Annotated in this window: 1 pseudogene; it reads left to right on the top strand. The window is 60.9% G+C overall.

The features are described from left to right. Positions 1-92 precede the first annotated feature (92 nt). Positions 93-200 (top strand): annotated as a pseudogene (locus HWX36_RS36780) (transposase); the annotation flags it as partial. Positions 201-330: the final 130 nt, after the last annotated feature.

Raw genomic sequence — 330 nt, 5'->3', positions numbered from 1 at the left:
GATAGTCGCGTTTAGATTGACGGAGACGGTCAGCTATGCCGAATGCAGCGCGCCCGGCCCATCGCACGTATGCGCGGGAATTCAAACAGCAAGTGATCAGGGAAACGTTGGAACCAGGCATGTCGGTGTCGATCGTCGCGCGGCGGCACGACATCAACGCCAACGTCGTGTTCGGGTGGCGCAAGCAATATCGGGAAGGCAAGCTGGAACTGCCGGGACTCGAAGCTGCGCCGTCGGCCATGACAGGCACGGAGTTGCTGAGCGTTGACGTGATCGATTCGGTGTTGATGCTGCCAGCGCCGCAGCCTACGGGAAACGCGACGTCGAAGG

It is taken from the genome of Burkholderia sp. BCC0405 (assembly GCF_902833075.1).
In the GTDB taxonomy this organism is placed as follows: domain Bacteria; phylum Pseudomonadota; class Gammaproteobacteria; order Burkholderiales; family Burkholderiaceae; genus Burkholderia.
The sequence above is the reverse complement of the archived record's forward strand: the minus strand, read 5'-3'. Positions and strand labels throughout refer to the sequence as shown.